General features: G+C 63.6%; 22 protein-coding genes and 1 tRNA gene. 14 read left to right on the top strand and 9 right to left on the bottom strand.

What is annotated here, in order from left to right; all coding sequences use genetic code 11:
* The first annotated feature begins 221 nt into the window (after nucleotides 1–221).
* From MUH00_RS13005 to MUH00_RS12975, 7 genes are all read left to right on the top strand, one after another.
* The gene (locus MUH00_RS13005; protein ID WP_247003965.1) at nucleotides 222–2,009 is read left to right on the top strand and encodes an ABC transporter substrate-binding protein; all 1,788 of its coding nucleotides are present in this window, start codon (nucleotides 222–224) and stop codon (nucleotides 2,007–2,009) included.
* A 151-nt stretch (nucleotides 2,010–2,160) separates the two neighbouring features.
* The gene (locus MUH00_RS13000) at nucleotides 2,161–3,213 is read left to right on the top strand and encodes an ABC transporter permease (protein WP_246999166.1); all 1,053 of its coding nucleotides are present in this window, start codon (nucleotides 2,161–2,163) and stop codon (nucleotides 3,211–3,213) included.
* A complete protein-coding gene (locus MUH00_RS12995) occupies nucleotides 3,210–4,946 on the top strand; it encodes an ABC transporter permease (RefSeq protein ID WP_246999164.1) in 1,737 nt (578 codons plus the stop codon). Before MUH00_RS13000 ends, MUH00_RS12995 begins: the two co-directional genes overlap by 4 nt.
* Nucleotides 4,946–6,298 (top strand): ABC transporter ATP-binding protein, encoded by a 1,353-nt coding sequence (locus MUH00_RS12990; RefSeq protein WP_246999162.1) that lies wholly within the window; start codon nucleotides 4,946–4,948, stop codon nucleotides 6,296–6,298. Before MUH00_RS12995 ends, MUH00_RS12990 begins: the two co-directional genes overlap by 1 nt.
* A complete protein-coding gene (locus MUH00_RS12985; protein WP_246999161.1) occupies nucleotides 6,295–7,635 on the top strand; it encodes an ABC transporter ATP-binding protein in 1,341 nt (446 codons plus the stop codon). Before MUH00_RS12990 ends, MUH00_RS12985 begins: the two co-directional genes overlap by 4 nt.
* Before the next feature lie 2 nt (nucleotides 7,636–7,637).
* Nucleotides 7,638–8,081 (top strand): DUF7555 family protein, encoded by a 444-nt coding sequence (locus MUH00_RS12980; RefSeq protein ID WP_247003964.1) that lies wholly within the window; start codon nucleotides 7,638–7,640, stop codon nucleotides 8,079–8,081.
* A gap of 61 nt (nucleotides 8,082–8,142) precedes the next feature.
* On the top strand, nucleotides 8,143–8,664 hold the full coding sequence (locus tag MUH00_RS12975; RefSeq protein ID WP_246999159.1) for a DUF7529 family protein: 522 nt from the start codon (nucleotides 8,143–8,145) through the stop codon (nucleotides 8,662–8,664).
* Nucleotides 8,665–9,046: 382 nt separating this feature from the next.
* Here the strand turns inward: MUH00_RS12975 and MUH00_RS12970 are convergent, their stop codons facing one another.
* From MUH00_RS12970 to MUH00_RS12935, 8 genes are all read right to left on the bottom strand, one after another.
* Nucleotides 9,047–10,411: an ABC transporter ATP-binding protein gene (locus MUH00_RS12970; RefSeq protein WP_246999157.1), complete on the bottom strand. Its 1,365-nt coding sequence runs from the start codon at nucleotides 10,409–10,411 to the stop codon at nucleotides 9,047–9,049.
* Nucleotides 10,408–11,562, bottom strand: coding sequence for an ABC transporter ATP-binding protein (locus MUH00_RS12965; RefSeq protein WP_246999155.1), 1,155 nt, complete (start codon nucleotides 11,560–11,562; stop codon nucleotides 10,408–10,410). The genes MUH00_RS12970 and MUH00_RS12965 overlap by 4 nt, the downstream gene beginning before the upstream one ends.
* Nucleotides 11,559–12,785 (bottom strand): ABC transporter permease, encoded by a 1,227-nt coding sequence (locus MUH00_RS12960; protein WP_246999152.1) that lies wholly within the window; start codon nucleotides 12,783–12,785, stop codon nucleotides 11,559–11,561. Before MUH00_RS12960 ends, MUH00_RS12965 begins: the two co-directional genes overlap by 4 nt.
* On the bottom strand, nucleotides 12,785–13,849 hold the full coding sequence (locus tag MUH00_RS12955; RefSeq protein WP_246999149.1) for an ABC transporter permease: 1,065 nt from the start codon (nucleotides 13,847–13,849) through the stop codon (nucleotides 12,785–12,787). Before MUH00_RS12955 ends, MUH00_RS12960 begins: the two co-directional genes overlap by 1 nt.
* Before the next feature lie 45 nt (nucleotides 13,850–13,894).
* The gene (locus MUH00_RS12950; protein WP_246999148.1) at nucleotides 13,895–15,784 is read right to left on the bottom strand and encodes an ABC transporter substrate-binding protein; all 1,890 of its coding nucleotides are present in this window, start codon (nucleotides 15,782–15,784) and stop codon (nucleotides 13,895–13,897) included.
* A gap of 436 nt (nucleotides 15,785–16,220) precedes the next feature.
* Nucleotides 16,221–16,295 (bottom strand) — tRNA-Met (locus MUH00_RS12945).
* Nucleotides 16,296–16,361: 66 nt separating this feature from the next.
* Nucleotides 16,362–16,808 carry a GtrA family protein gene (locus tag MUH00_RS12940; protein ID WP_246999146.1) on the bottom strand — a complete coding sequence of 149 codons (447 nt, stop codon included), beginning with the start codon at nucleotides 16,806–16,808 and terminating at the stop codon, nucleotides 16,362–16,364.
* Nucleotides 16,809–17,062: 254 nt separating this feature from the next.
* Nucleotides 17,063–17,329: an HAH_0734 family protein gene (locus MUH00_RS12935; protein WP_246999144.1), complete on the bottom strand. Its 267-nt coding sequence runs from the start codon at nucleotides 17,327–17,329 to the stop codon at nucleotides 17,063–17,065.
* 174 nt (nucleotides 17,330–17,503) lie between these two features.
* Here MUH00_RS12935 and MUH00_RS12930 point away from each other — a divergent pair, with 174 nt between their 5' ends.
* From MUH00_RS12930 to MUH00_RS12910, 5 genes are read left to right on the top strand one after another with little or no spacing between them, the layout of a single operon-like run.
* A complete protein-coding gene (locus MUH00_RS12930; RefSeq protein ID WP_246999143.1) occupies nucleotides 17,504–17,788 on the top strand; it encodes a 50S ribosomal protein L44e in 285 nt (94 codons plus the stop codon).
* A 5-nt stretch (nucleotides 17,789–17,793) separates the two neighbouring features.
* Entirely contained in the window at nucleotides 17,794–17,967 is a 174-nt protein-coding gene (locus MUH00_RS12925) for a 30S ribosomal protein S27e (protein WP_246999142.1), read from the top strand.
* Nucleotides 17,964–18,764 (top strand): translation initiation factor IF-2 subunit alpha, encoded by an 801-nt coding sequence (locus MUH00_RS12920; RefSeq protein ID WP_246999141.1) that lies wholly within the window; start codon nucleotides 17,964–17,966, stop codon nucleotides 18,762–18,764. The genes MUH00_RS12925 and MUH00_RS12920 overlap by 4 nt, the downstream gene beginning before the upstream one ends.
* Nucleotides 18,764–18,943 carry an RNA-protein complex protein Nop10 gene (locus MUH00_RS12915; RefSeq protein ID WP_246999140.1) on the top strand — a complete coding sequence of 60 codons (180 nt, stop codon included), beginning with the start codon at nucleotides 18,764–18,766 and terminating at the stop codon, nucleotides 18,941–18,943. The genes MUH00_RS12920 and MUH00_RS12915 overlap by 1 nt, the downstream gene beginning before the upstream one ends.
* 6 nt (nucleotides 18,944–18,949) lie before the next feature.
* Nucleotides 18,950–19,720 (top strand): proteasome assembly chaperone family protein, encoded by a 771-nt coding sequence (locus MUH00_RS12910; protein ID WP_246999139.1) that lies wholly within the window; start codon nucleotides 18,950–18,952, stop codon nucleotides 19,718–19,720.
* Between the two features lie 60 nt (nucleotides 19,721–19,780).
* Here MUH00_RS12910 and MUH00_RS12905 read toward each other — a convergent pair whose 3' ends face one another.
* On the bottom strand, nucleotides 19,781–20,560 hold the full coding sequence (locus MUH00_RS12905; RefSeq protein WP_246999137.1) for a DUF7839 domain-containing protein: 780 nt from the start codon (nucleotides 20,558–20,560) through the stop codon (nucleotides 19,781–19,783).
* Nucleotides 20,561–20,965: 405 nt separating this feature from the next.
* Here MUH00_RS12905 and artA point away from each other — a divergent pair, with 405 nt between their 5' ends.
* Complete coding sequence (artA, locus tag MUH00_RS12900; protein ID WP_246999135.1) at nucleotides 20,966–22,012, top strand: archaeosortase A; 1,047 nt, start codon at nucleotides 20,966–20,968, stop codon at nucleotides 22,010–22,012.
* Nucleotides 22,009–22,728: a metallophosphoesterase gene (locus MUH00_RS12895; protein WP_246999133.1), complete on the top strand. Its 720-nt coding sequence runs from the start codon at nucleotides 22,009–22,011 to the stop codon at nucleotides 22,726–22,728. The genes artA and MUH00_RS12895 overlap by 4 nt, the downstream gene beginning before the upstream one ends.
* Nucleotides 22,729–22,860 lie beyond the last annotated feature (132 nt).

The raw sequence follows: 22,860 nt of genomic DNA, 5'->3' as shown, positions 1-22,860 counted from the left end.
AAAGAGATGCGCGCAAATATTACCCATTTTAACGCGGACGGGGTCTATTTTTTAATGAACGGCCAGATAGGTTAATTTCGTAGAAAACCACTCGAATAGGGATAAATAGTCACTGGGATTGGAACGAACTCCCTCCGGAAAGTTTATGGATTATGTATGATTACTCCACGGCTATGTCCGATAGTTCCGATCGGAAGGGTGTGAAACAGTCACGCAGACGAATGCTTGCGGCCCTCGGTGGGACCGCGTCAGTCAGTCTGGCCGGCTGTTCGGCCCTCCTCAGCGATGACGGCGACGAAGACGACGGCGGCGACGGCGGGGATGGGACCGACGGAGAGAGTTACGCCGACAAGGCGCAAGCGGCCTGGGAACGTATCCAGAGCAACCCTGGACCGGACGCACAGGACCTGCGCAACGAGGCCTACGTAGAGATCGAGGAAGCGGTCCGAGACGACATGATCATGCTGAATTTCCTGCATGACTTCTCCGAGCGCTTCTGGTACGACTACGTTGACGTCCCCAAAATCGGCCCCCTCGGCCAGGCGCACCAGCAACTCCACACGGTCGAATTGGAGGGTGAAACCGAACTGAACCGGATCAACAGCACGCACAACCACATCGACCCCGTCGAGTCCGACGACGAGGCGTCGTCGACCATCATCACCCAAGTGTACGAACGCTTGGTTGAGTATCCCAACGGCGTCCCCGAGATCCAGAATCAGCTGCTCGATGATTTCGAACTGTCCGATGACAACCTGACCTACACGTTCCACCTCAAGGAGGGCGTGCCGTTCCACACTGGTGGAGAGATGACGGCCCACGACGTCAAGTACTCGTGGCGCCGCGTCATCGAATCGGAAAACAGCGTCCGCGCGAACTTCATGCTCGACAGCCCCGACGGCGTCGGGATCGTCCACGAGGAGGACGACGAAGGGAACCCCGTCCCAGACTCGGCCGCGCTGGAAGTGATCGACGACTACACGCTCGAGATGGAGGTTCGAGACCCGAACCCCGCGGTGATGGACGTGCTGACCTACACCGCGTTCTCGGTCATTCCGGAGGGTCTCGTCGGCGACATCGAGGGATACGACGGCGAGGTCGGCCGCCAGGAGTTCCGGACGTCGATGTCGGCCGGCACCGGTCCCTTCGAGCTCGACGAGTTCGCCATCGACGAGGAACTGCGGCTGACGCGGTTCGACGACTACCACCGCGACACCGCATCTGTCGAGTCGGTCCACTTCGAAATCGTCGAGGACGACGAGGCGCGGTACACCTACGCGATGGAGAAGAACGCCGATATCTTCCCCATCCCGACCCAGTACTACGACCCGAACAAGATCGACGCCGAGACCGACGACATGGGTCGAGAGTCGGGTACCTACGGCGAACTGGAGAACGGCGAGACGGTGAACTACCTCGGCCTTCCCGAGCTGGTTACCCGCTACTTCGGCTTCAACGCGCGAAACGTCCCCAAACCGGTCCGGCAGGCGATCGCGTACGTGACCGATCAGGAGGAGATCGTAAACCAAGTCTTCGCGGGACGCGGCGTCCCGGCGTACAGCTTCACGCCGCCGGGCATCTGGCCCACCGGCCAGGACGGCTACGAGAAGTTCGTCGAGGAATACCCCTACAGCGCCAACGAGACCGACATCGAGGGCGCCAAACAGGTGCTCGAAGAGGCCGGCTACACCTCGGACGACCCGTACGAACTGACCTGTACGACCTATGAGAGCGTGGTTTATCAGGAAGCCGCCGGCCTGCTGCGCGACAAGCTCTCGGGTAACGGCGTCGAGATCGAACTCGACCAGGCGCAGTTCGCGACGCTCCAACAGCGCGGCTACGACGGCGACCTCGAGATGTACTCCCTCGGCTGGGGCTGGAGCTGGGAGAGCGTCGCCTACGGGCACTTCGGCTTCGAGCCGAAGAACACCGACACCTCCGGCATGCCGGGAGATAACAACGGCTACTACCTCGACTGGCACGTCGAACTGTCGGAGAACGACGAGTAACGCCAGACACTCCGCTGAATTATTTGCTGTAAACCCGCGATTTGAAAATCACTATGCACACGACGAGGGAATCAGACGTACGGATGAACGCCAGGATTGGGGGACGCGTTTGCGGCCCGTTACGGCGAAGTCTACCTGCGGGTGATGTGGCGTGAGCCGATGGGGCTATCTCGTGAAGCGGATCGCGCTCTCGATCCCGGTCCTGTTTTCGGCGATTACGTTCCTCTTTCTGATGCTTCGGCTGGGGCCGCTGGACCCGGTCTCCGCGCGGCTCGGGGAACAGGCGAGCGGCGCCGACGTCACCCGGCTACGAGAACAAATGGGGCTCAACGATCCGCTCTGGAAACAGTATCTCGATTTCATGCGGGACCTCCTTACGTTCTCCGGGGAGTCGTGGGTCGTCCAGGCGAACCGGCCCATCACGGACATCGTCGCCCAGGTTGCGCCGACGACGATCTGGCTCGGGTTCTGGGCGATCCTCCTTCCGCTGTTCATCGGCATTCCGTTGGGGTTCTACGCCGGGCTTAATCCGAACTCGAAGAGCGATTACGTCGCTTCGGTGAGCAGCATCCTCTGGCTGTCGATGCCGAACTTCTGGCTGGCAGTCATGGCGCTCGCCTTCCTCAGAAAGACCAAAGGCGGCGGAGTGCTGGGCTTCGACTGGTACGCGCTCGGTCCTGACATCAGTGGTATCACCGGGACGCCCGGGCTCGACTTTCTCACGCTCACGAACGTGTTCGGAGTTCCGCTTCCAACTGCTATGGACTGGATGGCGTTCCTGACCGACTTCAAGTTGATACTGCCGGCGTCGCTCATCCTCGGCTCCGCGTCGATGGCGACCGAGATGCGCATCGGTCGGACGGCGGTGCTGGAGACGGTCAACTCGAACTACGTCGAGACGGCGAAGGCCAAGGGGCTCAAAAGCCGCGCGATCGTCTGGAAGCATATCTTCCGGAACGCACTCATCCCCCTGGTTCCCGTCATCACGAACGAGGCGTTCATCCTGATCGGCGGGTCGGTCATCATCGAGTACATCTTCAACATCAACGGGCTGGGCTCGCTTTACTTCCGAGCGCTCGTAGCCGCTGATATTCCGCTCGCAGGCGCGCTCTTGTTCATGTTCACGCTACTGATAATCTCCCTGAACCTTCTACAGGACTTCCTGTACACGATCATCGATCCACGGGTAGGATACGACAGATGACTAACACACTCTCCAACGAAACGACCGCTGAATCGGCGAGTGCGGACGCAGAGGTACGGACGCTGCGGGACCGCATCGAACGCAACCCGCGACCGGCGCTGCTCTGGCTGGCCGGCGCCGCCGTCCTGTTCGTACTGGAGTTCGGCAGGGTACTTGGCGGACTGCTCGCGCTCGGCAAGGCCGGCCGATTCGTGCTCGAGGGTATCGCATCCATCCCGGGCTGGATCGGAGGCAACGTCGGCGACGCTCTCGGAACCGTCATCGGCGCCGTCGTCTCCGACGTGGTATCGCTCAGTATCCTGTTCATCGCGGCGATCGTACTCCAGAGCTACCTGCCCTGGAGAATCGACGACTTCGTGGACGTCGACAGGAGTCCCAAGTCCAAGGCGTGGCTCGAACGACTCGTGCTGACTGCGATTCTCGCCGTCATCGCGGTTCTGATGGCGTTCACGCCGATTGGGGGCCTCGTCAAAGCAGAGGTCAGCCTGTGGGGCAGTGTGCTCGACTCGCTGTCGTCGCTCCCGACGCTCACCAGCCGTGAAACGATTCCCAACATGGGTCACAGAACGCCCGAAGGTGGGTGGGAGGGGACGTTCCTCGGGCTCTCCCCCAAGTACGCATGGGCGATCAGGTTCGCGCTCGTGTGGGTGTACATGATCACCTGTCTCGTGTGGGTGTGGAAGGGCTTTAACGTCTATCGGGAGCACTACCGGGAAGCCGACTGGACGCCTCGGGACGATACGATTCGTCGGTTCCGAAACCACACCTGGGGCATCTTCGGGCTGATCATCGTCATCGGATTCGTCACGCTCGGAGTGTTCGCTCCCGCGATCAGTCCGGTTCCGGCCGAACACAACATCTACGAGCCGTACAACCACGAGTTCTCGTACCTCAACGACGAGGGCGAGGTCGACCAGATCCTCCACGGGACCGCCAACCTCGACAGCCGCTCCAACGGTCAGAACACCGTCGGACTCTGGGAATACGACGATTACGATCGGTTCGCGCCGCTGGGGACGACACCGGACGGGCAGGACATGCTCACCCATCTCGCGTTCGGTGCCCGAACGTCGCTGGTTATCTCGCTTTCGTCGGTGGCGCTGGGTGGGCTCATCGCCGTCGGGTTGTCACTGATGACCGCCTACTACAAGGGAGCACTCGACATCGTGACCATCGTGGTGAGCGACACCATCATCTCGATCCCCGTTCTCGTCCTGGTGTTGATGATCCTCGTGGTCTTCCAGAACCACCCGCTCCGAGAACCGATGGACGGTGGACTATTACTGTCGCTCGTCCTCGCATTGGCTTACTGGCCGGCGATGTGGCGGGCGATCCGCGGCCCCTCGTTACAGGTCTCGGAAGAGGAGTGGGTCGACGCGGCGAAGAGCTACGGCCAGACGCCGAACAACATCATGCGCAAACACATGGCTCCATATATCGCAAGCTACATCATCATCTACGCATCGTTGCTGATCGGTGGCGTCATCATCAGCGTTGCTGCGCTGTCGTTCCTCGGGCTCGGCATCCAGTCCCCGACGCCGGAGTGGGGCAGACTCATCAGCGACGGCCGGCCGTTCATTCCGACGTCGTCGTGGCACGTTTCGACGATCTCCGGGATACTGATCGCGCTGGTCGTCCTCGCGTTCAACGCCCTCGGAGACGCCGTCAGAGACGCCGTCGATCCGGAAGCGGACATCGGTAACGAAGGTGCCGGCGCCGGAGGTGGTGGATAATGGCCGTCGAATCGACGGTCGAATCCACGACCAACCGGAGCGAGCCGATCATCGAGGTCCGGAACCTCCGGACCGCGTTCTTCACCGATCGGGAGACGGTTCGGGCGGTCGACGGCGTCTCCTTCGACATTGTCCCCGGCGAGACGGTCGGCATCGTCGGCGAGAGCGGGTCCGGGAAAAGCGTCACCGCTCGATCGCTGATGGGGCTCGTCGAATCGCCCGGTCGGGTGCTCGACGGAAGCAGCATCCGGTTCCACCACATCGAGACGGTCCGAGACTTCGCCGAGCAGTTCCCTGGTCGCACCGTCGATCTGGGTGCGCTCGGGGAGCAGTACGACCCGGTGCAGTTGTTCGACAAGGTCGACGCGACGCCGAGTGCGTTCGGATACGACGACAAACGGGAGGCAACGCTCGACGACTTCATCGTGGGCGGCTACGGCGAGAAACTCGGGCTCGTCGACGAGGGCGACTGCGTGTTCGTCACCGAGGGAAGCCCTGACTCCCCCAAGGATATCGCCAGCGGATTCGTCGAGATGGCTCGGCTCAGCGGTGAACCCCAGCGACTCATGCGAGGCAGACGAATCGCAATGGTGTTCCAGGACCCGATGACGAGTCTCAACCCCGTATACACCGTCGGGAACCAGATCAAGGAAGCACTCCAACTGCACCAGGGGTTGAAAGGCGAAGAGGCAACCCGGGAAGCGGCGAACTTGCTCGAGGCCGTCGGAATCCCCGACGCTCGTCGACGCGTGAGCGAGTACCCCCACCAGTTCTCCGGTGGGATGCGCCAGCGGGCCGTCATCGCGATGGCGCTGGCCTGCGACCCCGAGGTGTTGATCTGCGACGAGCCGACGACGGCGCTGGACGCGACCATTCAGGCACAGATTCTGGACCTGCTGGCGGAGTTGCAGCGGGAGCGCGATCTTGCGATCATGTTTATCACCCACGATATGGGCGTCATCGCAGAGATTTCGGACAGAGTAAACGTCATGTACGCGGGTGAAGTCGTCGAAACGGCCAATGTCGAGGAACTGTTCGCAAACCCCAAACACCCGTACACACGGGGGCTGCTCCGGTCGATTCCAGGGCGCCAGTCCGGCGAGCGCCTGGAGACGATAGAAGGCAGCGTGCCGACGCCGAACGAGCCCGCGACTTACTGTCGGTTCGCCCCGCGGTGTCCGAAGGCCTTCGACGCCTGCGAGGCGGTCCATCCCGTCTCGATGTCCGTCGACGGGGCGGACGAGGATCACACCGCGGCCTGTCTACTCTATCCGGAGAACCTGCCGATGGAAAACGCAGTCGAGTTACACGAAAACCGTGCGGACGATCGTAGTGGAGGTGCCGAGCGATGAGTCAGGACGCCATTTCGTCCGACGTCGAGACGACGCCCGACGAGACCGGAGAGGTGATGGTCGAAGTCCGCGACCTCAAGACCTACTATGGCGGCAACGGACTGTTCGGTGAAACGCCGGTCAAGGCGGTCGACGGCGTTTCCTTCGACATTTACCGCGGGGAGACGCTCGGACTGGTCGGGGAATCCGGCTGCGGGAAGACGACGCTGGGCCGGACGCTCCTCCATCTGGAGGAGGCCACCGGCGGGGAAGTTCAGTTCGATGGCGCCGACATCACGGAACTTTCGGGCGACGACCTCTACGAGTGGCGACGAAACGCACAGATGGTGTTCCAGGATCCTGATTCGAGCCTCAACGATCGGATGACCATCGGGGAGATTATCCGCGAACCGCTCGACGCACAGGAGTGGAAGACCCCTCGGGAGCGCCGCAAACGGGTCCGTGAACTGCTCGACACCGTCGGACTGCAGCGCGAACACTACTACCGGTATCCCCACCAATTCTCCGGGGGGCAGCGCCAGCGGATCGGCATCGCCCGCACGCTGGCGCTCGAGCCGGATTTCATCGTGCTTGACGAGCCGGTGTCGGCGCTTGACGTCTCCGTACAGGCCGAAATCATCAATCTCTTAGAGGACCTTCAGGCGGAATTCGGGCTCACCTACCTCTTCATCGCCCACGACCTGTCCGTCGTCCGCCACATCTGCGACCGGGTTGCGGTGATGTATCTCGGCCACATTATGGAGGTCGGTCCGACCGAAGAGCTGTTCACTGACCCGGCGAACCCGTACACGCACGCGCTACTGTCAGCGATTCCCGACCCGGACCCGACGAGCGACCGAGACCGAATCACGCTCCACGGAACGCCCCCGAATCCGCGGTATCCGCCGTCGGGCTGTCCGTTTAGCACGCGCTGTCCGGCGCGAATCCGTCCCCAGAAGTACCAGGGCCTTGACGACGAGCTCTGGGCCCGGTTAAACACCCTCCGGGAGGTGCTCCGCGAGCGGGAACGGGCAGATCGCTCGGTTCGGGAGCGCATCCGGACGAAAATGGGGAAGAAGACGCGCTTCGCGACGGTCGAAGAAACCTATGACGAGCTGTTCGGCGACGTGGACGTGCCGTCGCACGTCCAGTCCGTCCTGGACGAAATCGAGGGGTACGCCAGCGATTACGAGGAAGAGAAGGCGCTCGAGGTGTTGGCCGAGGAATTCGGAAGCGTCTGTGAGAGCACGTCACCGTCGTACCACGACGTGTCCGAAAGCGGTCGGCAAAGCTACTGTCACCGCCACGACGGCGAGTATCCGGAACCCGATACCGTCCTCGAACGTCGTCACCTGTGACGATGCCGCCGACCGATCCGTTCGGCGAACAGTTGGGGAAGATCGCCCGAACCTGGGCTGACGCCCTGGCGTACGCGCTCGTCGTCGCGGCGCTAACTATCGTCGGCGCCCTGGCACTCGGTATCGCGACGGGCGGCGGCGTCGTTCGAGCGAAGTTGTTGTTGTTCATCGGCGGTTGGGCGCTTCTGAGCTACGCGACGGTCCGCCTGTGGCCGACCTCCATCGACGACGCGAGCCCCGCCTCGACGGATCGAACCGGCGAATCGCTTCCCGGAACTGGCGAGACGACGCGGTTCCAGACGCTCGTCAGCGTGCTCCCGCCCGGCCGGTGGATTCAACCGCCGCCGCCGGAAGACCGGATGACGACGCCGGGAAAGCTGCTGGTCGGCAGCCTGCTGGTGTTGCTGGTGTCGTTCCTGATGGAAACCGCCTTGGGCGTCACCTGATGCCGTCATGGACGTGCGGTTCCGGAAAACAGTTAACCATCGTCTCGGATGAGTCTGATACATGGAAGACGAGAACGAAGCCCCCGATCCGAGGGCCCTGCGACGGCGAGATCCGGAGGGTGTAAAGACGGAAGCCTGGAAACGGACGCTCGAAGACATGGAGGTAATCGCCGAAGATCGTCGCGACGACGGCTGGGAGGTCGTGACTATCGTCGCCGCACACACCGACACCGTGAGCCGCGACATGGGCGAGGACGACAAGTTCGGCCTGGTCCACGTCGTCCCGGGCAACTACGCCGACCGATTTACGGACGTCTACGACAGCGACGAGTTCACCGAGTACCTCGCCTACGGCACCGACGTCGAGGGCTTTATGTACGTGGTGACCGAGCTCATCGATCCCGAAAACGAGCGATCGATCCTGATCGCGAGCCGGTACGACATGATGCTGGCCGGCGGCATGATCGCGTCTGTCGAAGACGAAGGCGTCCTCTACACCCACCTCAAGAAGATCGACGGGACGATCCTCGGAACGTTCGAACACGAGGAGTACGAGCCGCTGATCACCAGACCGGACACGTAATCCTTGTTTCGGGATCGCGCCGTACCGTCGGAGATCGCCGCTCGACGGATTCACTCGGCAGGGAGCCGACGGGCGCCCGCGAGGCCGCTTCGAGCGCTATCGTGATCGAAATCTGAACCAACGAGCCACAGAGCGTGGCGGCGATCGAGCGGTGCCCTCCCACTGCGATCACGAGACCCGCAGCGGCAAGTGCGATCGTATCGGTGGCGAAGATGATTCCGACCGGTCTGGCGTCCCGACCAGCCAGGATGTATCCGGGCCAGCGGTGTTCTGCCGTCGTTTATTCCTGTCCTCTTCGATCTCGTCCCGCCGTCCCGCCCGTCTCGTCATACGGTCGGCACCGCTTCAGCCGTCCGCGTTCGGTTCGATCGCGAACCGAAAATCAACGTGACGATCCGGGCGAGCCGCCGCCGATCACTCCGTCGACGGGATCCCGTCGCGGCCGTCCCGCGCCATCGAGGAGGTGACAGGCCGCCTTCCGGTCGCCAGCCCGCTCCTCCAGTGTCGGTCGCTCGCGTTCGCAGACCGTCGTAAACTCCGCGGCGAGTCGTGCGCTCGCTCGTTCGTACTCGCCGTCGACGATCGCATCGAGCGCGTCCTCGACCGCCGCTTCGGCGCGCGGATCGTCCAGACGATGGGGGAGTTCGTACTCGGTTCGAATCCACCGTTTGAGGTCCTCGTCGGCGACGTCCGCCGGCGTCCCGTCTTCGAGCGCAGCGTACTTCTCGGCCCCCAGCAGGCCCACCTCGACGATCCCGTCGAGATCGATCGCCTCGCGATCGACCTGTTTGCGAAACTGGAGCAGGGATCGCCAGACGTCCTGCGTCAGCTCCACCTCGTCCGGGGGGATGACCTCGGGACAGCGCGTGTGGAACCGACAGCCGCTCGGCGGCGCCGACGGGTCCGGGACGTCGCCCCTGAGTTCGACGCCCAGTCCCCGATCCCGCGGGTCGGGCGTGGGGATGGCGGACAGGAGCGCCCGGGTGTACGGGTGCTGTGGATTCTCGAACAGGTCTTCGGTCGGGCCGACCTCGACGAACTCTCCCAGATACATCACCGCGACCCGGTCGCACACTTCCCGGACGACGCCCAGATCGTGGCTGATGACGAGGACCGTCAGATCCAGCGCCTCCTGGAACTCGTCGATGAGCCGGAGGATCTCCGACTTGACGGAGACGTCGAGTGCGGACACGGGTTCGTCGGCGACGATGAGCTTCGGATTCACCGCGAGCGCGCGGGCCAGCCCGATCCGCTGTTTTTGCCCCCCGGAGAACTCGTGGGGATACCGTTTCATATCCGCAGCCGAGAGGCCGACGCGCTCCAGGAGGTCGGCGACGATCGTTCGACGCCGCTCGCGATCCGTCATCCCCTGGACGACGAGGGGTTCGGCGACGGCGTCGCCGATGTTCATCCGAGGGTCGAAGCTCGAATCCGGGTCTTGGAAAATCAACTGGACGTCCCTGCGAAACCGCCGGAGCGCTTCCGCGTCGTACTCCAGGACGTTTTCGCCGTCGAAGACGACCGTCCCGTCGGTCGGCTCTTCGAGGCGGACGATCGACGACGCGGCGGTGGACTTGCCGCAGCCGGATTCGCCGACGATACCGAACGTCTCGCCCCGTTCGAGTTCGAAGTCGATCCCGTCGACCGCGCGGGCCCGGCCGACCTCGGTGTTCAGGGCCCCTTGGGTGATCGGATAGTGTTTTTGCAGCCCCTCGACTCGGAGCAGCGGGTCGTCGTCTCGGCTCACCGTCGATCACTCCGTTCCTCGTCGTCGGATGGTCCCGCGGACGGGGCAGACTCCGGGTCCGGGTCCGGGTCCGGGTTCGGGTCGGGATCCGTCTGTTGGCCCGCGTCCGTCCCCAGTACGGTGGCGGAGTCCCTCCCGGGACCGAAGTGAACGCAGGAGGTCGTGTGATCCGGCGCGTCTCCGACCCGGTACATCGGCGGTTGACCGCCGTCGCGGCAGGCCTCGACGGCGTGCGGACATCGGTCCGCGAACCGGCAGCCGGGCGGCGGGGACCGGGGATCCGGAAGGTCGCCGGGGATTCCACCCAGCTCCCCCCTGCCCGGAAGGCACTCGAGGAGGGCCCGGGTGTAGGGGTGTGCCGGCGTTTCGAAGATGTCGGTCACCGATCCCCGCTCCATGATCTTGCCGGCGTACATCACGGCCACGCGATCGGCGATCTCGGCGACGACGCCCAGATCGTGCGTGATAAACAGCAGTCCCATGTCCCGCTCGTCCTGTAGCTCCCTGAGCAGCTTCAGGATCTGGGCTTGGATCGTCACGTCGAGGGCCGTCGTCGGCTCGTCGGCGATCAACAGGTCCGGTTCGCAGGCCAGCGCGATCGCGATGAGCACTCGCTGTTTCATGCCGCCGGAGAACTCGTGGGGGTAATCGTCGAGTCGCGAACTCGCCTCGGGAATCCCCACTCGGGTGAGCAACTCGACGGCGCGTTCGCGAGCCTCGTCCCCGGAGACGTCGGCGTGGAGCCGAATCGCTTCCCGGATCTGCCAGCCGACCGTATACACGGGGTTCAACGCCCCCTGCGGGTTCTGGAAGACGTGGCTCACTTCGCCGCCCCGGACGCGCCGGAGTTCCTCGGCGGATAGCTCCGTGATCTCCCGGCCGTTGATCTCGATCGATCCCGACGGGATGTAGCCCGGCGGGGACGCGAACAGCCGCGTGATCGCTTCGCTCGTGACCGTCTTCCCCGACCCGCTTTCGCCGACGATCGCGACGGTTTCACCGGGGTCGACGGTCAGCGAAATTCCGTCGACCGCCTTCACGTCCTCGCCGTCCGTCCTGAAGTACGCGTGGAGGTTTCGAACCTCCAGTAGCGGCTGTTCATTCTCCAATTCGAGCTCCGCGTCGATCGTGTCGTCGTTTCGTGTGCTCATTTTCCGCTCCCTCCGTGTCTCGGGTCGAGCGCGTCCCGGAGCGCGTCGCCGAGGAAATTGAACGCGAGGATGGTGAAAAACAGGAAGATACCGGGAATCGTCGAGATCCACCACGCCGTGCTGAGCTGGTCGCGGCCGTCCGCGATCAGTCGCCCCCACGACGGGACCGTGGGATCGCCGAGTCCGAGGAACGCGATCGCGGCCTCCGAAAGGATGATCGTCGGGATCGTGAGCGTCGCGGCGGTGATGAGGCTGTTGGAGATGTTCGGCAGGAGGTGTCGCCGGATCGTCCACCGACTCGAGGCGCCGGCGTTTTTCGCGGCTTTCATGTACGGCTCCTCGCGCCGCTGGAGCGCCTCCGATCGCATGATCCGCGCGGACGACCCCCATCCGAACAGTCCGAAGATGAGAATGAGGACGAACAGGCTACCGCCGACCGTGTACGCGAGCAGCAAGAACATGAAGAACGTCGGGAACGTCATCTGGATGTCGACGTACCGCATCAGCGCCTCGTCGACGAGTCCGCCGTGGTAGGCGGCCGTCAGCCCGACCGCCGCCGCGACCGAGATGCTCATCAACGTCGCGATGAGTCCGACCTGCATGCTCACCTCCATCCCGTAGACGCTCGCCAGGAGGATGTCCTCGCCCGAGGACGTCGTTCCGAGCGGGTGCTGCCAGCTTCCCTGGCACATCAATACGCCGTCAACCATCGCCGTCCCGCCGGGACACTCGGTGCCAGCGACGTATGCTTCAACGGACCCCCACGCTGGCGGTTGGTTCTCCAGCCCCGGCGTCGGTTCCGGCTCAGGGAGGACGCGAGCGCCGACGATTCCGATCGCGAAGATCGCGACCAGGAACAGGGCGCTGATAACCGCTGCCGTGTTCTTTTTGAACTCCGTCCAGTAGTACCGCGTCATCCGCCGGTTCTCGTAAAGCGGAACGATCCCGTAGTAGAAGAGGACGAGTAGCGTGATCGACCACAGCCAGTCGACCGGCGAAATCGGCCCGAGAACGGGGAACTCGGCCTGTCCGATCTCGGCGACGTACCGGGCGTAGAGATCGTAAGCGACGCCGAGCGTCCACAGGCTCACGACCCCCATCCAGACGACGTGTTTTTTCGACCGACGCCCGCTTTCGGCGTCGATCTCGTCCCAGTCGACCGTTTCGAACGTGGCTTCGTCGCGCCGAACGCCGCCGTCCGCTTCGGCCGTCTCCTCGCACATCATCGATCACCGTAGTCGATTCGCGGATCGAGAATCGCGTACATGATGTCCTCGACGAGGTTGCCGACGATCGCCACGAACGTCGGCAGGAGGATCGTAATCGCGACCAGATCCGTATCCTGTCTGATGATCGCCTCGAACGACGCCAGGCCGATCCCCGGGATCCCGAACACCACTTCGATCAGGTACGAGCCGGCGAGGACCAGCCCGAGAATCTTTCCGACCAGGATCGTCAGCAGCGGAATCGATGCCGGGCGGAAGATGTGTTTGACGACGATCGCCCAATTGCTGACGCCTTTCGATTTTGCGGTCTTGACGAAATCTGCGTCGACGTACTCCAGCGCTTCCGCCCGCGCGTACCGCATGACCGAGGCGATCGCACCCGTCATCAATACGAACGTCGGCAGGACGAGCTGTTTGAGGTTCGCTGGGCTGAGAATCCCGACGTACCGCTCGCCGCTGAACTCCTGGCGAACGAACGCCGGATGGCTGTCGTCGACCGTCTCTAGCAGCGTCCAGCTGCCGTCGGCCGCCTTCGGAAGCGCGGCGTTCCAGCCGATGTCGACCCAGCCGAGCCAGGATCCGAAGACGACCAGTAACACGATGCCGAACCAGAAGTTCGGAACGCTGATGCCGAAGAACGCGGCGAACGTCGCCGCGTAGTCTTTCTTGGTGTACTGGTTGACCGCCGAGTAGAGCCCGATCGCCGTCCCGATGATCGTCGAGAGGACGACCGCGGGGACCCCGTACAGCAGCGAATACGGCACGGTCTCGCGGACGACGTCCACGACCGGCTGGTCGTACTCGTAGGACCAGCCCCAGTTGCCCTGGAAGACGTTCGTCATGAAGTCGATGTAGCGCTCGTGGAACGGCCGATTCAGTCCGAGACGCTCCTTCTCTGCCTGGACGGCGGTTTCGACGTCGACGCCGTCCACCGCCGCCCGGAACTCCGCCTCCATTATCTGCTGGTTCGGGACCTGATCCATCAACACGAACGTGATCGTGAGGATGAGGAACGAGGCGAATCCCGCCCAGAGCGTCCGGCGAATAATATACCATTTCATAGAGAGGGATGAATCACTTCGTGGTTGATCTCGCTTTTCGCGACCTCAGACTTCTTCGAGGGTGAAATTGTCGTTCTCGCGCAGGAGGTCACGCGCCGCGGCGATATCGTCCTCGGTGACGTCGATACCGTAGACGTTGACCGCGGACTCGTCGTACCAGTCGGACCACGTCGGCTGGAACGTGACCGCGGGGTCCGCGTTCCCGCGCTGGATCTTCTGGGTGATCGTCTCCTTGTCGACCACGCGGGCGATGGCCTCCCGGCCGTCCCGGTCCCGCGTCAGGACGCTCCCGTTCGATCGCTGGTTGAAAAAGAGGAAGCTGATGTACGGGTCCTGCTCCTCTTCGACGCGAATCTCGTCGACGGTCTCCTCGAACTCCTGGACGTGCTCGCTCGGCAGTTCCATCCGATCGGCTTCCAGGTTCCGGAACCGCTCGACCCGGGTCGACTGCTCGGATTCGGTGTCGAACTGGTACTGATCGAAGTACGGCGCGTCGGCCCAGGCGCCGTCCATGGCCCGGACGTTGCTGTCGTCGGTGTGCTCGCGCATGTAGTAGTCGTCGTTGCGAACGACGGTGAACGATCCCGTCTGCCCGGACGTTCGATCCTCGAACGTGTACGCGCCGAGGTTCCCGGTCCAGGTGAACTCCTGGACTTCGTCCGATTGGCGGAGCGCCTGGGCGTCGGGCGCGTACTGCTCGTAGAGCGCCCGCGGATAGCAGTACTCCCCCCAAAGGATCGGCCGAAGCGGGAACAGCGAGTCCGGTTCGACGAGTTCGAGTTGGAACTCGAGCGTTCCCGTCTGCTCGACGTGTTCGACGTCGGCCCAGTCCTGGGGTTGTCCCGGGGGTAGTTCCTCGTTCCAGACGTCCGCGGCGTCGTCGGCCAGGCCGTGAATGTACTCGATCTGGTAGACCCAGTCCTCGGCCGTCATCTGCCCGTACGGGTTGCCGTCCGCGTCGGTTCCGAACTCGAGGTTGTCCCGGAGGGTACAGACGAACACCTGCCCGTCGCCTGCGTCCTCGACGTCCATGAACAACGGAAATACCTCGTCGTTCGTATCGACCGCGTACGAGTAGTCCGAGATGAGCGCCGTGCGGAAACTCGAGTTGTTGTCCTCCTGTTCGGGCAGGTACGCCTCGTTGAACTGGTTTCCCGTTAGTCGAACGTAGTCGCCCCCGATCGTCTGTTCGTCGCGGTACCGGTGGAGCGCACTGGGCGTGAATCCGTACAGATTGAAGTCGTCAGCCGTGTTGATCCGCTCTTCGAACCCCCAGAAGTTCTTCGACTCCGCCATGAAGTTCGCCGGGAGTTCCTCGGTGAGCGCGCCCATGATCCGGTTCAGCGCATCCTGTTGTTCGGCTTCCGTCTCCGCGTTCCGGAACTCCTCGTACAGCCCGTTCATATCGACCTCCGGAACGTAGCCGTAGGCGTTCGTGCCCGAATCCTTCAGCCAGAACGTGTCGGTGTTCCCCGGCGTCCGCGGGTACGAGTTCGCGGCGATGCCGTAGAGCATGTCCCAGTCGGAGACCGTCCGCGTTCGATCCGGCGGCCCGGCGTTGAACAGCCCCGGGCTGTACTCGAAGTCCTCCGGGTTCTCGTCTGGCAACGGCTCTGAATTGAAGTGGTCGCCGATCAGTTGCGTCTTCCCCTCGAGTTGCAGATCGACCCCGATGAGTTCGAGATCGCTCTGGATTTGGGACGCGATATCCTGGTGGGTGTTGTCGCCCTGATCGAAGTAAATCGTCGGTTCGACGCGATCGCCGTCCGGGCCGTACAGTTCGACCTCCGGCAGGTCCACATCGTCACCCGTCTCGGACCCGGAGCAGCCGGCGAGACCGACAGCAGCACCGACACCCACCGCCTGGATGACTCGTCGACGGGAACTCGTCGCTTTCAGTTTTCTGGGACTGTTTGCCGTGGAACGGTTTGACATGATACTCCATCATGTTCTTCACCATTTATATTTATCGGACAACCATTTCTGCGCCTAAACTATACCACCGAATCTAGTATTTAATGCGTTAGTTACGACACCTGTAAATTTACATGGGTTTATATGTTAGCGACCCGAGGTGATCGTCCGTTCTCGACGGCGCTTCGATCGACGTGTCGCCGACCGGTTGGCGATCCGACGAGCGCACCGATCGGCACCGACGACGCGCAACGGCCCCACGATGACCGGTGACGGGCGGCGCGTCGGACGGTGTGACGAGCGATCGCAGCGACCGAGAGCGAACGTAGCTGTGAACGACATCGGCTTCTGTCGCTTCGCTCCCTCGTCGTCTACTTCACGTCTATTCGTCGAAGCTCACGGATTCAACAACGAACGGCGAATCTGACGAGGAGTGAGTCCCCGGATCCGTGAAAAGTAGCGGGAGGTAGATTTGAACTACCGATCTGCGGGTTATGAGCCCGCCGGAATCTCCTGGCTATCCCATCCCGCTACTTCTTCGTAACCGAGGTTGCTAGTTAAGGGTTGTGATTCGGGCGCCGTGTGTGGGTTTCTATCGTTAGTCCCGATGGACCTTCCACGTGTAGAGGCTCTCACAGGTGTAATTGACGAAGAATCCGACGCCGATCCCGACGACGTTCGCCGCCAGGTACCAGACGTCGAACCCGTAGACCAATCCTGCAAGCGCCGACAGCGTCACCAGAAATCCGGCGAATCGCACCAGATTCGATCGCAGAAAGCGCCTGCCGAGCGGCCGCAGTCCCACGGTGCCGTAGTCCGCGAACGTCCACCGTTCGTTGATCGCGAAGATGACGACGATTCCGATCTCCCACGCGATCGTCTTGGCGACCACGGGTCCGAGCCCCGCCGCCTCGACGAGCAGGAACAGCGCGAGGGTGTCGACGGTCGCCCCGACGAATCCCACGCCCGCGAACTGGCCGATCCGGGCCGTCGAGAGCAACGCACGCACGCGCGTTCGAAGGACGTCTCCCAGCGAATCAGCCATCGTCGACCCTCGATCGGCGTCGAGTTCGATCGGTACTGACGGTCCGCTTCGGCGTCCCTGTCACCGCCGGCAGCGCTCCGTTGCGGCGTGCGATCGGCGCCCGCGATCGAAGACCGATCTCGCCGTGGACCGACGGTCGGGCGGTCGTCCGGCGAGCACCGTCCGCACGCGAGCAGTTCGTCGGGTCATTCGTCCGTCCGCTCCGGGAGCATCGACATCGATTCCAGGGGTGGATCGACGGTTCGATCGGCGGTTCAGATCGCGAGGTCGCCCCGCGGCCGAACGACCTCGACCGCGTCCGCGTCGACGCGATCGACGTCGAGGAAGTGGGGCATGTAGTTGCGCTTCTCGAAGTCCTCGAACTCGTCTTCGGTGCCGACGGTACACCAGAGCTGGACCTCCTTGGGGCCGTGGTACTCGCCGTTTCGGTTGATGCCGAAACAGATCACCTCCTCCCCGTCGTAGTCGATGATCGCGCCCTTCCGGATTCCGGGGTCCCCGTGGATGATGAGCCGCTTCATGGCAGCGAATTCTCGTGAGAAGGGAGTAAGCGTTTCGGACTCCCGGCCTCGAGGCGACGCTCCGGCGTGGTCGAGTCGACGATTCGAAGCAGTAGCCGGTCGCGATCGATCGACGGCGACGAACCAAACGGGTTTTAAACAGCGCTGCCATACCTCACGCCAAGTGAGATAACCATGCAGATGCCACGCCGGTTCAATACCTACTGTCCGCACTGTAACGAACACCACGAAGTCGAAGTTGAGAAGGTCCGTACCGGACGGTCGACCGGGATGAAGAAGGTCGCCGACCGACAGCGACGCCGCCAGACGAGCACGATCGGTAATTCGGGGAAGTTCTCGAAGGTACCCAGCGGCGAGAAGCCCACGAAGAAGGCTGACCTCAAGTACCGCTGCGCCGAGTGCGGTAAGGCCCACCTCCGCGAGGGATGGCGCGTCGGCCGGCTCGAGTTCCAGGAGTGATTACCATGGCAGGAAACTTCTACAGCGTCCGGTGCAGTGACTGCGAGAACGAACAGATCGTCTTCGGCAAGGCCGCCACCGAGGTCTCGTGTGCCGTCTGCGGCACGACGCTGGCCCGACCGACCGGCGGCAAAGCCGAGATCGACCACGAGATCGTCGAGACAGTCGAGTCACGATGAAGTACAGCGGCTGGCCCGATCCCGGCGAACTCGTCGTCGGGAAGATCGACGAGATCGAGGACTTCGGCGTCTTCGTCGATCTCGAGGAGTACCGGGACAAGCGCGGCCTGATCCACATCTCCGAGGTCGCAAGCGGCTGGATCAAGAACGTCCGCGACCACGTCCGCGAGGGCCAGATCGTCGTCTGCAAGGTCCTCGACGTCGACGAAGGGTCCCAGCAGATCGACCTCTCGCTGAAGGACGTTAACGATCACCAGCGCTCCGACAAGATCCAGGAGTGGAAAAACGAGCAGAAGGCCGACAACTGGATGGAACTCGCCTTCGGCGAGGAGATCGACGACGAGGAGTACACGGCGATCGCCAACGAACTGATCGGCGCCCACGGCAGCCTCTACGACGGGTTCAAGCAGGCGGCGATCCACGGCGAGGAAGCCCTCGACGAGACCGACCTCGACGACGACGAGATCGACGCGCTCGTCGAAACCGCCCGCGAGAACGTCTCGGTGCCGTACGTCAACGTCACCGGCTACATCGACATCGAGAATCCCTCGCCCAGCGGCGTCGACGGCATCCGGGAGGCGCTCCAGGCGGCCGAAGGGAACGGCGAAGTTCCCGAGGAGGTCGACCTCGAAGTCAGCTACGTCGGCGCGCCGGAGTACCGCATCACGGTCCAGGCACCCAACTACAAGACCGCCGAATCCCAGCTCGAGTCGTCCGCCGAGCGCGCGATCGCCGCGATCGAATCCCACGGCGGCGAGGGCGAGTACCATCGGGAGCGCCGAACCGACGACGAGTAATGAAGTCCGACATCCGGGTCTGTTCTGCGTGGCCCGAGGCCCACGATCGCCCGGTGTATACGCTTTTTGCTCGCTGTCCCGACTGCGGCGCCGACGCCGAAAACAGCGCGCCGGCGCCGATCGATCCCGACGACCCGTACGGCGAGTACCGACGGTCTCTTAAACGTCGCCGCCGCTGATACGGTATGGACGAACTCGAGATCGACGCAGTTGCCGAGGTCGATCTGGTCGACCCCGTCTTCGTCGAGGGGTTGCCAGGCGTCGGCCACGTCGGAAGCCTCGCCGTCGAGCACCTGCTCGAAGAACTCGAGGCCGAGAGCGCGCTCGTGCGCCGCATCTACTCGCGGGAGTTTCCGCCGCAGGTGAGCGTCGAGGACGGAATCACGGAGCTCACGTGCGCCGAGATTCACGCCGTCTCGGTTCCCGACGGTCGCGACGTGCTCCTGCTGACCGGCGACCACCAGGCGCAGACCAACGCGGGCCACTACGTGCTGACCGACGCCTTCCTCGACGTCGCCGAGGCGTTCGGCGCGAGCGAGGTGTACGCCCTGGGCGGCGTCCCGACGGGCGAACTCATCGAGGAGTACGCCGTCGTCGGCGCGGTCAACGACGAATCCCTGCTCGATCCGCTCGAGGAGGCCGGCGTCGAGTTCCGCGAGGACGAACCCGCGGGCGGCATCGTCGGCGTTTCGGGGCTCTTGCTCGGGCTGGGGGAGCGCCGCGGGTTCGATGCCGCCTGTCTGATGGGTGAGACGAGCGGCTACCTCGTCGATCCGAAGAGTGCCCGGGCGGTCCTCGAGGTGCTCGAGACGGTCCTCGAGTTCGACCTCGACTACGAGACCTTAGACGAGCGCGCCGATGAGATGGAGGAGGTCGTCGGCAAGATCCAGGAGATGGAACAACAACAACAAGGAATGGACGTTCCGACCGACGACGATCTTCGGTACATCGGATAACCCTCGCTCGATCGGTTGAGTACCGAGCCGATCGGATCCGTTCTGCGAACGCGACGATGCTTACCCTTCGAGCACTTCGTAGGAGACGTTCGCGTCCCGGAGCGTATCGGTTACGCGGCCGACCTCGTCGGTCGTCGCGAGGGCGGTCACGTGGAGACCGCGTTCGGCCCCATCGGCGGCGACGTCGCCCGCCGCGAACGTGACGACCGGTTCGATCTCGGCTCGGCGGCAGGCGATGACGGCCTCGACGCCCGTCGCGACGACGAGATCGGCGTTTTCGCAGTGCTCGGAGACGAACTCGGGATCGATCGCTCGGCTGCCGCCCGAGCGGACCGTCGGCACCTGGACGACGGTCACGGAGCCGGGTTCGAGGTCCATCACACCCTCGAAGCTGGTGACGCCGACGTCGGTGCCGGCTTCGGCGTCCGTGGTCGCCACGCCGGTCGCGGGCCCCTCGTCGCCCGATTTCGCGTGTAGCAGGCCGTCCTCGACGAACAGCGAGACCGTCTCGCCCTCCTCGATGTCGTCGGTCGCGATGTAGGCGGCCTCGTTCATCGCGCCGAGGACGTCCCCCGTGACGTGGTTGGCGAACCGGCGAACGTCGTCGGCGGCCCGGAAGAGCCAGTCGACGCCTTCGTTCGTGACGCGATACCGCGATCGACCCTCCTTCTCGACGAGGCCGTCGTCGACGAGTTCGCGGATGTACTCGCTGACGGCCTGACTCGTAACGCCGACCTCCTCGGCGATCTCGCCCTGGCTGACGGCGGGTTGGCGTTCGGCGATCTGAACGAGGATCCGAAACCGCGTCGCCGCGCGCTTGTTGTCGAGGACGTCGACCATACGTATATGTCCGTGTTTCACCGGCGCGGCAAAAAACTACCCGGTCCCACGTCCGATCGTGCTCGAAACGTCTGGACGTATTCGATCGAAACCACGCTAGTTCGGAACCCGCGAAAAGGGCTGGCGCGAGCGTGGTGGCGAAGCCGCCACGTTATAGGCGGTCGGCAAAGCCGACCGCCCGCTCGACGAACCCGGATGACACAAGAACCACAGAGAGCGAAGCTCTCTCGAACGACAGCGAGTTCTGGGAGTCGAACGCGACGGGGGCTTTCGTGGTGTTCAAAGTCGCCTCTCCGACGTCATCGACCTCTTTAACCGGTAGCCAACGTACGATCGATCGCCGATTCAGCGATCGGAACGAGGCGTCAAGTTGATAGCGAGAGAGTCCTTCGGGTAGAGATGAATATGTCTGCCTTCTCAGCGACGGCCGCCGGATCGGCGGGCGTCGGCCTCGAGACGGGACTCGTTCCGGCGGTCTCCCTGTCGGCGCTGCTCGAGTCCGGGCTGACCGACGGGCTGGCGTGGGTCGCGATCGGCGCCTTCATCGTCGCGCTGTGCCTCCAGTGGCTCGGGGCCGCCGATCCCGCGCGGTACGTCGCCACGGGCGCCTGGATCGTCTTCGGCGTGTTCTGGCTGACGATGGTCCCGTACTACTACTACGAGGTTCAGAGCCCGCTGCAGACGATCCTCGCGATCGCTGCCCTCCCGCTGTGTGCGTACACCGGCTACCTCCTCTACGGGGGCCGGGATTCGATCATGCTCCTCTCGAAGGCCGTGATGTTCATGGGGCTGATCTACCTCCCCGTCGAGACGATCCCGGTCGTCAAGACGTGGCTGATCGAGACGACGGCTGCCCAGACGCACTACGGGATGGAACTGTTCGGATACAGTCCCGGCCTGGCGGAGGGGTCGTACGGCTACAAGAGCAAGTTCGACTTCGATCCGAACGAGACGGTGACCGGACGGACGACGTACATCATCCTCGCCTGCACGGGCATCGGGAGCATGGCCATCTTCGGCGGCCTGATCGCCGCGGTGAAGGCGCCGCTGCGCCGAAAGCTCTCCGCGTTCGCGCTGGCGATCGGCGTCATCTGGTTTCTCAACCTCGTCCGGAACGTGTTCATCGGTCTCGCGTCGCCGTGGGGCTGGTTCCAGCAGCCCTGGCTAGTCTCGTTCATGACGACCTACATGGGTGCCGAAGAGGGCCGCGTCTCCTTCCTCGTCGCGCACAACTACATCGCCCAGACGCTGTCGATCGTCGCGCTCATCGGGATCACCTATCTCGTGGTCAAGATCCTCCCCGAGGTGCTCGAACCGCTCGAGGACGTCCTCTTCATCCTGACCGGCAACGAGTACGACCTCTACTCGGCGCTCGACGCCGACGTTCGGGCCGACGGCGGCCGGTCGACGACCGAAGAAGCTTCTACCTCGGACTCGAAGTCCGAGCGATGAGCGACGCCGGCGTCGAGGTCGACGTCCCCTTTACCCTGTACGATCGGGCGGCCTTCCTTCCGGCAGCCGATGCGCTCGTACTCGCCGACCTCCACCTCGGCCGCGGGGCCGCCTCGAACGTCGACGCACCGCTCGGCGACGGCACCGACGCGGTGGATCGCCTCGATCGACTTCTCGCGGAGACGAGCCCCGACACCGTCGTGATCGCCGGCGATCTCCTCCACTCGTTTTCCACCCTCCCGCGGGGCGTCGAGGACGACCTCTTGGACCTCGGCGCGACCGTCGATCGGGCGGGCGCGTCGCTGGTCGTCACGCCCGGCAACCACGACACCATGCTGGAGTCGGCGTTCGACGGGACGTCGATCGACGAGTACCGACTGGCCGACGGCGAGACCGTCGTCTGTCACGGTCACGAACGGCCGGCGGCCGACGCCGATCGGTACGTGATCGGTCACGACCATCCGGCGCTGTCGGTCGACGGGCGCAAACTGCCGTGTTTCCTGTACGGACCCGGCGAGTACGATGGGGCGGACGTCCTCGTTGTGCCGGCGTTTACCCGCCTGGCGCCCGGGTCGACCGTCAACGGCATGCGCGGGCGGGATTTCCAGACACCGCTCGTCGCCGACGCCGACGCGTTCTACCCGGCGATCCGGGGGGGCTCGTTCGAGGAGGCGCTGTGGTTTCCGCCGCTGGGGGAGTGTCGCCGGCTGCTGTGAGGCGCCGATCTGCCGCGAGTCGCCGCCGGTTATCGCTGCTCGTCGACGATCGAATCCGGGAAGAATTGTACGACGCTGCAACGGATGTCAACGAACGGTAGTGATTGTCAACGAGAGCCGCTCGACGACGCG

This window comes from Halosolutus gelatinilyticus (assembly GCF_023028105.1).
Taxonomy (GTDB): Archaea; Halobacteriota; Halobacteria; order Halobacteriales; family Natrialbaceae; genus Halosolutus; species Halosolutus gelatinilyticus.
The sequence above is the reverse complement of the archived record's forward strand: the minus strand, read 5'-3'. Positions and strand labels throughout refer to the sequence as shown.

Excerpts from the sequence above, each read along its gene's own strand:
- MUH00_RS12960 (WP_246999152.1), bottom strand. The coding sequence starts at position 12,785 with ATGTGCGAGGAGACGGCCGAAGCGGACGGCGGCGTTCGGCGCGACGAA.
- MUH00_RS12950 (WP_246999148.1), bottom strand. The coding sequence starts at position 15,784 with ATGTCAAACCGTTCCACGGCAAACAGTCCCAGAAAACTGAAAGCGACG.
- MUH00_RS12985 (WP_246999161.1), top strand. The coding sequence starts at position 6,295 with ATGAGTCAGGACGCCATTTCGTCCGACGTCGAGACGACGCCCGACGAG.
- MUH00_RS12905 (WP_246999137.1), bottom strand. The coding sequence starts at position 20,560 with ATGGTCGACGTCCTCGACAACAAGCGCGCGGCGACGCGGTTTCGGATC.
- MUH00_RS12965 (WP_246999155.1), bottom strand. The coding sequence starts at position 11,562 with ATGAGCACACGAAACGACGACACGATCGACGCGGAGCTCGAATTGGAG.
- MUH00_RS12930 (WP_246999143.1), top strand. The coding sequence starts at position 17,504 with ATGCAGATGCCACGCCGGTTCAATACCTACTGTCCGCACTGTAACGAA.
- MUH00_RS12940 (WP_246999146.1), bottom strand. The coding sequence starts at position 16,808 with ATGGCTGATTCGCTGGGAGACGTCCTTCGAACGCGCGTGCGTGCGTTG.
- MUH00_RS12895 (WP_246999133.1), top strand. The coding sequence starts at position 22,009 with ATGAGCGACGCCGGCGTCGAGGTCGACGTCCCCTTTACCCTGTACGAT.
- MUH00_RS13005 (WP_247003965.1), top strand. The coding sequence starts at position 222 with ATGCTTGCGGCCCTCGGTGGGACCGCGTCAGTCAGTCTGGCCGGCTGT.
- MUH00_RS12980 (WP_247003964.1), top strand. The coding sequence starts at position 7,638 with ATGCCGCCGACCGATCCGTTCGGCGAACAGTTGGGGAAGATCGCCCGA.
- MUH00_RS12915 (WP_246999140.1), top strand. The coding sequence starts at position 18,764 with ATGAAGTCCGACATCCGGGTCTGTTCTGCGTGGCCCGAGGCCCACGAT.
- artA (WP_246999135.1), top strand. The coding sequence starts at position 20,966 with ATGTCTGCCTTCTCAGCGACGGCCGCCGGATCGGCGGGCGTCGGCCTC.
- MUH00_RS12995 (WP_246999164.1), top strand. The coding sequence starts at position 3,210 with ATGACTAACACACTCTCCAACGAAACGACCGCTGAATCGGCGAGTGCG.
- MUH00_RS12935 (WP_246999144.1), bottom strand. The coding sequence starts at position 17,329 with ATGAAGCGGCTCATCATCCACGGGGACCCCGGAATCCGGAAGGGCGCG.
- MUH00_RS12925 (WP_246999142.1), top strand. The coding sequence starts at position 17,794 with ATGGCAGGAAACTTCTACAGCGTCCGGTGCAGTGACTGCGAGAACGAA.
- MUH00_RS12975 (WP_246999159.1), top strand. The coding sequence starts at position 8,143 with ATGGAAGACGAGAACGAAGCCCCCGATCCGAGGGCCCTGCGACGGCGA.
- MUH00_RS12990 (WP_246999162.1), top strand. The coding sequence starts at position 4,946 with ATGGCCGTCGAATCGACGGTCGAATCCACGACCAACCGGAGCGAGCCG.
- MUH00_RS12920 (WP_246999141.1), top strand. The coding sequence starts at position 17,964 with ATGAAGTACAGCGGCTGGCCCGATCCCGGCGAACTCGTCGTCGGGAAG.
- MUH00_RS12910 (WP_246999139.1), top strand. The coding sequence starts at position 18,950 with ATGGACGAACTCGAGATCGACGCAGTTGCCGAGGTCGATCTGGTCGAC.
- MUH00_RS12955 (WP_246999149.1), bottom strand. The coding sequence starts at position 13,849 with ATGAAATGGTATATTATTCGCCGGACGCTCTGGGCGGGATTCGCCTCG.